Source organism: Roseovarius gaetbuli (genome assembly GCF_900172365.1).
Classification (GTDB): domain Bacteria; phylum Pseudomonadota; class Alphaproteobacteria; order Rhodobacterales; family Rhodobacteraceae; genus Roseovarius; species Roseovarius gaetbuli.
Genome location: NZ_FWFJ01000042.1, coordinates 25813 through 34334 on the forward strand (window position 1 = coordinate 25813; position 8522 = coordinate 34334).

General features: G+C 61.6%; 9 protein-coding genes and 1 tRNA gene. 6 read left to right on the forward strand and 4 right to left on the reverse strand.

Going from position 1 to position 8522, the window contains the following annotated elements; genetic code table 11:
- Positions 1-9: 9 nt before the first annotated feature.
- Positions 10-1458, forward strand: coding sequence for an aspartate kinase (locus ROG8370_RS16190; protein ID WP_085828219.1), 1449 nt, complete (start codon positions 10-12; stop codon positions 1456-1458).
- Positions 1459-1667: 209 nt separating this feature from the next.
- Here the strand turns inward: ROG8370_RS16190 and ROG8370_RS16195 are convergent, their stop codons facing one another.
- Genes ROG8370_RS16195 through tsaD form a run of 4 tightly spaced genes read right to left on the reverse strand, consistent with a single transcriptional unit; the run spans position 1668 to position 4410 of the window.
- Entirely contained in the window at positions 1668-2087 is a 420-nt protein-coding gene (locus tag ROG8370_RS16195) for an EVE domain-containing protein (RefSeq protein ID WP_085828213.1), read from the reverse strand.
- 3 nt (positions 2088-2090) lie between these two features.
- Positions 2091-2360, reverse strand: a complete 270-nt coding sequence (locus ROG8370_RS16200; RefSeq protein WP_085828220.1) for a YciI family protein — start codon at positions 2358-2360, stop codon at positions 2091-2093.
- Complete coding sequence (locus tag ROG8370_RS16205) at positions 2360-3316, reverse strand: NAD(P)H-dependent glycerol-3-phosphate dehydrogenase (protein WP_085828214.1); 957 nt, start codon at positions 3314-3316, stop codon at positions 2360-2362. The genes ROG8370_RS16200 and ROG8370_RS16205 overlap by 1 nt, the downstream gene beginning before the upstream one ends.
- A complete protein-coding gene (gene tsaD, locus ROG8370_RS16210; RefSeq protein ID WP_085828215.1) occupies positions 3313-4410 on the reverse strand; it encodes a tRNA (adenosine(37)-N6)-threonylcarbamoyltransferase complex transferase subunit TsaD in 1098 nt (365 codons plus the stop codon). Before tsaD ends, ROG8370_RS16205 begins: the two co-directional genes overlap by 4 nt.
- 72 nt (positions 4411-4482) lie before the next feature.
- Here tsaD and ROG8370_RS16215 point away from each other — a divergent pair, with 72 nt between their 5' ends.
- The 5 genes from ROG8370_RS16215 to ROG8370_RS21055 all read left to right on the forward strand — a co-directional run.
- Positions 4483-5208, forward strand: coding sequence for a uroporphyrinogen-III synthase (locus tag ROG8370_RS16215; protein WP_085828216.1), 726 nt, complete (start codon positions 4483-4485; stop codon positions 5206-5208).
- Positions 5209-5256: 48 nt separating this feature from the next.
- The gene (locus tag ROG8370_RS16220; protein ID WP_085828217.1) at positions 5257-6495 is read left to right on the forward strand and encodes a COG4223 family protein; all 1239 of its coding nucleotides are present in this window, start codon (positions 5257-5259) and stop codon (positions 6493-6495) included.
- A 20-nt stretch (positions 6496-6515) separates the two neighbouring features.
- Positions 6516-7997: a heme biosynthesis protein HemY gene (locus tag ROG8370_RS16225; protein WP_085828218.1), complete on the forward strand. Its 1482-nt coding sequence runs from the start codon at positions 6516-6518 to the stop codon at positions 7995-7997.
- A gap of 45 nt (positions 7998-8042) precedes the next feature.
- A tRNA-Thr gene (locus tag ROG8370_RS16230) sits at positions 8043-8118 on the forward strand.
- A 309-nt stretch (positions 8119-8427) separates the two neighbouring features.
- A partial coding sequence (locus ROG8370_RS21055; RefSeq protein ID WP_370738349.1) for a transposase occupies positions 8428-8522 on the forward strand: 95 nt, incomplete at its 3' end.

Here is an 8522-nt window from a genome sequence, read left to right on the forward strand (position 1 = left end):
CCCATTGTCATGACAACCGCAGAACATACCGTTGAAAAGATTGGCGGCACCTCGATGAGCCGTGTTCGCGAATTGCTGGATACGCTGTTTATCGGTGATCGCAGCGGCGACGCTCTTTATAACCGGGTGTTCGTGGTGTCCGCCTTTGGCGGCATCACCAACCTGTTGCTGGAGCACAAGAAATCCGGCACGCCGGGGGTCTATGCTCTGTTTGCCAATGCCGATGACGATCACGGCTGGCTTGATGCGTTGACCGAGGTGGGGCGTGCCATGGGCAAGGCCCATCACGAGGTGCTGGAGCATGCCGGCGATCTCAACATGGCGGATGAATTTGTGCGCGAGCGGATCGAGGGCGCGCGCTCTTGCCTGTTTGATCTGCAGCGGTTGTGTTCTTACGGTCATTTCCGCCTGTCCGATCATATGCTGGTGATCCGCGAATTGCTGTCCGGCTTGGGCGAGGCGCATTCGGCCTTTGTCACCACGTTGCTGTTGCAGCGCGCAGGTGTGAACGCGCGTTTCATCGACCTGAGCGGTTGGCGCGACGATACCGAACACAGCCTGTCCGAGCGTATCGCGAGCGGCCTTGAGGGCGTTGATCTTGCCCGCGAAATGCCGATTGTCACCGGTTATGTGCAATGCACCGAGGGGCTGATGCGCGAGTTCGATCGCGGCTATTCCGAGGTGACATTTGCCAATATCGCCGCGCAGACCTCTGCGTGCGAGGCGATCATCCACAAGGAATTTCACCTGTCTTCGGCCGATCCGAAATTGGTCGGCGAAGGCAAAGTGCGCAAACTCGGGCATACCAATTACGATGTCGCGGATCAGCTCTCGAACATGGGGATGGAGGCGATCCACCCCAAGGCCGCCAAAACCCTGCGTCAGGCGGATGTGGCGTTGCGGGTGACCAATGCGTTTGATCCGGGCGACCCCGGCACCCTGATCGACGATCAGCCGACCAAGACACCCGATGTCGAGATCGTGACCGGTCTTAAGGTTGTGGCGCTAGAGCTGTTTGAACAGGATATGGTCGGCGTCAAAGGCTATGACGCGGCGATTCTCGAGGCGCTGCGCCGTCACAATGTCTGGATTATTTCCAAGACGTCCAACGCCAATACGATCACGCATTATATCCACGCCTCTCTCAAGGCGGTGCGCCGCGTCGCGCGCGATCTGGAAGAGCATTATCCCGCCGCCGAGGTCAACGTGCGCACCCTGTCGATCGTTTCGGCCATCGGGCGCGACCTGAGCGGGCTTCGGGTGCTTGGGCGTGGATTGAACGCGCTTGAAGAGGCCGGGCTTGGCGTTATTGCCGCCCATCAAACGCCGCGCAATGTCGACGTGCAGTTCGTGCTTGGCAGTCAGGACATGGATAAGGGGGTAGCCGCGTTGCACAGCGCGCTTATCGAAGCGCGCCCTTTGGCCCCGGCGGCTGAGGCCGAGCAAAAGGCCGCGTGACGTCGGCCCCTGTGACGCCGTCAATTTGAACCATATTCGCGGCATTCGCCGTTTGGTAAATCGGCGGCGTTGCGGTACAAAGACAGTGTTCGAGCCAGTAGGCCGATACCTAATTCAGTTACACGTGTGGTGCTTTGGGAGCACGTGGGGTGGCGGAGGGTGTTGGCATTATGGCTGGCACCCTTCGTTTTTTTGCGAAGGTGTGCGATCTAGCGCGCAAGCCCCGCCAGATCGCAGATGATGCGCCATTCCTCTTCGGTCACGGGTTGCACCGACAGGCGTGAATTTTTCACCAGAACCATATCGGCAAGACGCGGATCGGCCTTGATCATGTCAAGCGTCACAGGCGTCTTCGCGCCCTCGACCGCCTTGATATCCACGCATTCCCAACGCGGATCATCGGCCTTGCTATCGGGATGGGCGGTGGCGATCACCTCAACCGTGCCGACAACCGCCTTTTCCTTTTGGCTGTGATAGAAAAATCCGCGATCACCAAGCGCCATTTCGCGCATGAAATTGCGTGCCTGATAGTTGCGCACGCCATCCCATTCCTCGCCCGCGTCGCCCTTGGCAACCTGATCATCCCAGCCCCAGGTCGAAGGTTCGGATTTGAACAGCCAATAGCGCATTGCTCAGATGACTTTCTTCCACGGGATCAATTCAACGCCTGAAAACAGCCCGGCCTTGGCATAGGGGTCATTCGCGGCCCAATCTTGGGCAGCCTGCATATCCTCGACCTCGAGAATGACCAGCGAGCCGATCATGCCGTCGTCGTCATCCAGAAGCGGGCCGGCCTGGCTTACCACGCCGGTGGATTTGAGATAGGCGATATGGGCGTCGCGATTATCAAGGCGGGTTTGCAGGGCACCGGGTTTGTCACGGGCAATCAGGGCAATCAGCATCATTCTTCCTTCAATGGTCTGGAGAGCAGCATATCCATCGCCTGATCGACGCGCAATTCGCCATTCACAAGCGCGGTCACGGCATGGGTGATCGGCATGTCGATCTTCATTGCGGTGGCGCGGGCAAGAACGGCACGCGCGGTCGCGGCGCCCTCGACGGTAACGCTCGGGTCAAAATCGGTGCCCTGCCCGATGCTAAGGCCAAAGCGGTAATTGCGCGACTGATCCGAGGTACAGGTAAGCGCCAGATCGCCAAAACCGGCAAGGCCCGCAAGCGTGCCCGGCTGCGCGCCCAAGGCGTGGGCCAGCCGGTTCATTTCGGCAAACCCCCGCGTCATCAGGGCGGCACGCGCGCTTTCGCCAAGCCCGGCGCCGATGACCGCACCACAGGCAATCGCGATCACGTTCTTGAGCGCGCCACCCAGCTCTGCGCCGATGGTGTCGGTGGTGCGGTAAAGCCGCAGATTGGGTGTGGTCAGCGCCGATTGAAGCGTCTTGCCGGTGCTCTCATCCGCGCAGGCCAGCGTCAGCGCGGTCGGCAAGCCAAGCGCGATATCGCGGGCAAAGCTTGGCCCGGTGAGGATGGCAGCGGTTGATCCGGGGCAGGCCGCATCAATAAGGCCGGTGGGCCCAAGCCCGGTCGCCAGATCAACCCCCTTGCAGCAGGCCACCAGCGGGCGATTGGCCAAACTGTCGCCAAAACCCGTCAAGAACCCGCCCAGCTTTTGCATCGGAATTGCCAAAAGACAGGGGTCGGTGCCCGCCGTCAGCGGCCCGCTGATCACGGTGATGTTTTCGGGCAGATCAATATCGGCAAGGCGGCGTGCGTTTCGGCGGGTGGCGCGTATTTCGGCGGCGTGATCCGGGTCGCGTGCCCAAAGCGTCACCGGCTCGTTCTTTGCCAGCGAAACCGCCAATGCGGTGCCAAAGGCCCCTGCGCCACAGATGGTAATCATGCCTTGGCCCCCTTCTTGCCGCTGCCAAGCATTGCGGGGCTGCTGCGATCCAGCGGCCAGCGGGGCCGGGCGGCCAACGTCATGTCATCGCGGTGCCCGGCTAGATAAAGCTCGGCCCCCGCATAGGCGATCATCGCCGCGTTGTCGGTACAAAGCGCCAGCGGCGGCGCGATGAAACGCGCGCCGACCTCTGCGGCAACCTGTTCAAGACCGGCGCGAATGCTGGCATTGGCGGCGACACCCCCGGCCACGGCCAAGACCGGCGTGGCCGGGCTTTCCTCTAGATAGAGGGCGAGGGCGCGGGCGGTTTTTTTGGCCAAGACATCGCTAACGGCGGCCTGAAACCCGGCGCAAAGATCGGCGCGATCCTGAGGGGTCAACCCTGATTTCTCGGCGATGATCGCATCGCGCGTGCGCAACAGCGCCGTTTTCAGCCCCGAGAACGAAAAATCACAACCGGGGCGATCCAAAAGCGGGCGCGGAAAGCGAAAACGTTTGGCGTCGCCCGCGCGCGCCTCGCGTTCGACCGCCGGGCCGCCGGGTTGCGGCAGGCCCAAAAGCCGCGCGGTCTTGTCAAAGGCCTCGCCGGGGGCGTCGTCTATGGTGCCGCCAAGCCGGGTAAAATTATCCGGGCCGCGCACGATCAGAAACTGGCAATGCCCGCCCGAGACAAGCAGCATCAGGTAAGGATAGGCGATCTGATCGGTGAGGCGCGGCGTCAGGGCGTGCCCGGCCAAATGGTTCACCCCGATCAGCGGAAGGTTCGCCCCCGCCGCGATCCCCTTGGCGCACATCACCCCGGCGATCACCCCGCCGATAAGCCCCGGCCCGGCGGTGACCGCCACCGCATCAAGATCTCGCAGCGTGACACCTGATTGCGCAAGCGCGTCGCGCACGCAAAGATCAAGTTTTTCGGTATGCGCGCGCGCCGCGATTTCGGGCACCACGCCGCCAAAATCGGAATGCAGCGCGGTTTGACCGAAGACCACGGACGACAGGATTTCAGGCGCGCCCGAGGGCGAAATGCGCAAAATGGCGGCGGCGGTATCGTCGCAGCTGCTTTCAAGGCCCAGAAGGATCAACGGCTCTGTCATAATCCTGCCCGTTGCGTGATGGTTGCGAGGCAGGTAACACCTTATCTGTCAGGCAACAACTCTGGACAGCAGATGACCGTGACGATCCTGATCACAAGGCCAGAACCCGCCGCGACGCGCTTTGCCGATCAGATTGGTGCGCGTCTTGGGGATAGGGTCGTGACGCACTGCGCGCCGCTGATGCGGATCGAGTACGGCGGGGTCTTGCCCGAAATTGGCGATGACGAGGTGTTGGTTTTCACATCGGGCCATGGCGTTGCCGGGTTTTGCCGCTTGAGCGAGCGGCGCGATGTCACGTGTTACGCGGTGGGCGATGCCACGGCCGAGGCCGCAAATCGCGCCGGGCTGCGGGCGATTTCGGCGGGCGGCGATGCGGGGGCGCTTTTGGCGCGGATCGCGGCGGATGGGGTCAGGGGCCCGTTTCTCCACCTGCGTGGCGCGCATGTCGCGGGCGATATCACCGGCGCCCTGAGCGCCCGAGGGCACAGCGCGCACGAGGCCGTGGTTTACGATCAGGTTGATGTCGATCTTGATGATCGCGCGCGCGCGATTTTGGCGGGCGACGCCCCGGTGATCGTGCCGCTCATGTCACCGCGCAGCGCGCAGATCTTTTTTGAGCGCACAAAAGGGGCGGTTGCGCCGGTTTTTGTTGCTGCAATAAGCCGCAACGCCGCCGATGCGGTGCCCGCTGGTGGCGCGGAAGTGGTTGAAATCGCGCAAACCCCTGACGGGACGGGCGTTTTGAATGTGCTGTGTGATCTGGTCAACCGCCTTGAGGGTGGAAACCCGGCGCAGTAAGGTCAGGTTGACAGATGTGGATCACAAGATTCGAAAAGGTGGTGTGACGTGGCTGAGAAAAAGAAAACATCAAAGGATCGGGCCAAGGCGGATGAGGCCTCGCCAAGCACCGACGCCGTGACCGATGTTGATCTCACGTCAGAGGATGCAAGCCCGGATCAAGAGACCGCCACCGCAGAGGCCACAGCCGACAGCGCGGAAGATACGCCAAGCACGCAAGATGGTGCCGAGGAGATGACCGCAGACGGCGCGGGTGACGCCCCGCAAACGGATGAACCCGTAGCGCAGGACACAAACGACGACAGCGCCCCGGAAAAACCGGCAGAGCCGTCTTCGATGGTGACCACCGAACAGGTTGTGGTGCGCGAGGGTGGCTTTTGGTCGATGGTTCTGGGCGGGATCGTTGCGGCGGGTGTTGGCGCTCTGGCCGCGCCTTATATTTTGCCGGAGGCCTGGTTTTCCAAGGGTGATAGCGCGCTTGAGGCGCGGATTGAACAGGGCCTCGGGGCGCAGGATCAACGGATCAACGCCCTTAACGCCCAGATTGACGGGCTGGCCGTGCCGCCAGATCGCGTTGATGAGATCAACGGTCTTGGCGAAACGCTGACCGCGCTGACCGGCCAGATCTCGGGACTTGAAGAGCGGATAATCGCCCTTGAAAGCCGCCCCGCCGCGCCGTCGGGCGGCGGTGCCCCGATCGCCGAGCTAGAGGAATTGCGCACAGCGCTTGACGCACAACGCGCCGAAATCCAAGCGCTGAGCGCCGAGGCACAGGCGCAAGACTCGGCCGCGCAGCAAAGCGCGCTTGCCGCGCTGCGCCGGGCCGCGATGACGCGTATCCTGACCGCGCTTGATAGCGGCAGCGATTTCGCTCCGGCATTGGCCGATCTGCGGGAAACCGGCGCCGATGTGCCCGACGCGCTTGCCGATGTGGCCGACACCGGCGTGCCGACATTGCCCGCTCTCATGGAGACCTTTCCCGCCGCCGCGCGATCCGCACTTGCCGCCGCGCGCGCAGATAGCGATCAGGGCACAGCGGGCATCGGCAGCTTCTTCAAGAACCAACTTGGTGTGCGCTCTCTTTTGCCGCGCGAGGGGGATGACCCCGACGCGGTTCTGTCACGGATCGAGGCCGCCGTCGGCGAGGGACGGCTTGGCGATGCCATGGCCGAGATTGAAACGCTGCCCGAGGTGGCACAAGACAAGCTAAGCGGTTGGGCCGCAGATGTCTCGCGTCGCAAAGAGGCCGTTGCCGCCGCCGAGGCGCTGGCCGACACATTGAATTAAGTTTAGAAAAGGCGGGCGTCATGCTTTGGTCGATTATCAAGATTGTAGTTTTCATCGCGCTTGTTGCCGCCGCGACCCTTGGGGCAAGTTACCTTCTGGAGCTTGAAGGCGGTGTGCGCATCGTCATGGCCGGCTTCGAGATCAACCTGACGCCGCTCAAGGCGGTCTTGGCGCTGGTGGCTCTGGTTCTGGCGATCTGGATTTTCATGAAACTGGCGGGCATTCTCGTGGCGGTTCTGAGATTCATCAACGGCGATGAAACCGCGCTTTCGCGGTATTTTGACCGCAACCGTCAGGAAAAAGGCTATCGCGCGCTGTCCGAGGGCATGCTTGCGCTTGCCTCGGGCGAGGGCGACGTTGCGATGAACAAGGCCGCGCGCGCCGAGAAATACCTTCGCAAGCCTGCGCTGACCAACCTGATTACCGCGCAGGCCGCCGAGATGTCGGGCGACCGCCGCAAGGCCGAAGAAGTATACAAACGGTTGTTGCAGAACGACAAAACCCGGTTTGTCGGGGTTCGTGGTATTCTGCGCCAAAAGCTTGCCGATGGCGATACCGAGACCGCGCTCAAGCTGGCGCAGACCGCCTTTGCCCTCAAACCCCGCCACGCCGAGGTGCAGGATACGCTGTTGGAATTGCAAGCGCAGAAATCCGATTGGAAAGGCGCACGCGAGACCCTGAATGCCAAGCTGAAGTACGGCAATCTGCCGCGCGATGTGCATAAGCGCCGTGATGCCGTTCTGGCCTTGTCAGAGGCGCGCGATGTGCTTGACGAGGGCAAGACAATCGAGGCGCGCGAAGCCGCGATCGAGGCCAATCGCCTGTCGCCCGATCTTATCCCGGCGGCGGTTTTGGCCGCGCGTGGCTATATCGAGCAGGGCAACAAACGCAACGCGCTTCGGGTGCTGAACAAGGCCTGGGTTGTGCGCCCGCACCCCGATCTTGCCGCGACCTTTGCCGCGATTGAACCGGATGAGACCCCACAAGAGCGCCTGAAGCGCTTTGCCAAGTTGCTCAAGGTGCATCCCGAGAACCGCGAAACCAAGCTTCTCAAGGCCGAGCTCAACATCGCCGCCGAGGATTTCCCCGGTGCGCGTCGCGCGCTTGGTGATCTGGCCGAGATTGAACCCGATGCCCGGTCGCTGACCATCATGGCCGCCATTGAACGCGGCGAAGGATCGTCTGATGCGGTTGTCAAAGGCTGGCTTGCGCGCGCCCTTTCGGCGCCCCGTGGCCCGCAATGGGTGTGCGACAAGTGCCACCATATCCATGCCGAATGGGTGCCTGCCTGCGAAAACTGTCAGTCGTTTGACACTCTAAGCTGGACTGCGCCGCCCAACACGACAATGACCACGCCAACGGGCCTTGAAATGTTGCCGCTGATCGTGGGCGCGCTTGACGATCCGGAACCTGATACACCCGACGAGGAAGACGACACCGTTCTGGACGCCGAAATCGTCGAAGAGGGCGACGTGGACGAAGAGGAAAAGGCCGAAAAATAGGCCTTCCCCCGTTTTTGTCAGAGTGCTATAGCGCCGCAACAGGGGGCCGCTGTAGCTCAGCTGGTAGAGCACGTCATTCGTAATGATGGGGTCGGGGGTTCGAGTCCCTTCAGCGGCACCACTTCCCCGTTTTATAATGCCCAGTGACATCCGATTTGACCTTGTTTACAAGGGTGATCATGAACGATTTTGTCCAGCGCCGTTTTCTACCGTCCAACGAAATACCCCCAGATTGGGGGTATCAGTGGGGGTATTTTGAAAGCGGGATAAACACGATACCCCCAACATGCCGTTAAGTATCCACGCCGTGGAGCAAACCCTCCGACTTCCAGTCGGACCCGCTTCAGCGTGAAAGAATCGCTTTATGATCGTACCCTCAGAAAAATGAGCCGCAGCCCGGTCGGAGGCTCATTTTTCTGAGGGTACGATCATGCAATATGACACCGGCAAACACTGCGTTTTCTATCACCGCTACCACATCGTCTGGTCGACCAAGTACCGTTATAAGGTGCTGACGGGGGCACT

What these genes read in the sequence shown, in the direction of transcription:
- ROG8370_RS16190 (WP_085828219.1), top strand. Translation starts at nt 10, where the DNA reads ATGACAACCGCAGAACATACCGTTGAAAAGATTGGCGGCACCTCGATG.
- ROG8370_RS16205 (WP_085828214.1), bottom strand. Translation starts at nt 3,316, where the DNA reads ATGATTACCATCTGTGGCGCAGGGGCCTTTGGCACCGCATTGGCGGTT.
- ROG8370_RS16200 (WP_085828220.1), bottom strand. Translation starts at nt 2,360, where the DNA reads ATGCTGATTGCCCTGATTGCCCGTGACAAACCCGGTGCCCTGCAAACC.
- ROG8370_RS16195 (WP_085828213.1), bottom strand. Translation starts at nt 2,087, where the DNA reads ATGCGCTATTGGCTGTTCAAATCCGAACCTTCGACCTGGGGCTGGGAT.
- ROG8370_RS16225 (WP_085828218.1), top strand. Translation starts at nt 6,516, where the DNA reads ATGCTTTGGTCGATTATCAAGATTGTAGTTTTCATCGCGCTTGTTGCC.
- ROG8370_RS16215 (WP_085828216.1), top strand. Translation starts at nt 4,483, where the DNA reads ATGACCGTGACGATCCTGATCACAAGGCCAGAACCCGCCGCGACGCGC.
- tsaD (WP_085828215.1), bottom strand. Translation starts at nt 4,410, where the DNA reads ATGACAGAGCCGTTGATCCTTCTGGGCCTTGAAAGCAGCTGCGACGAT.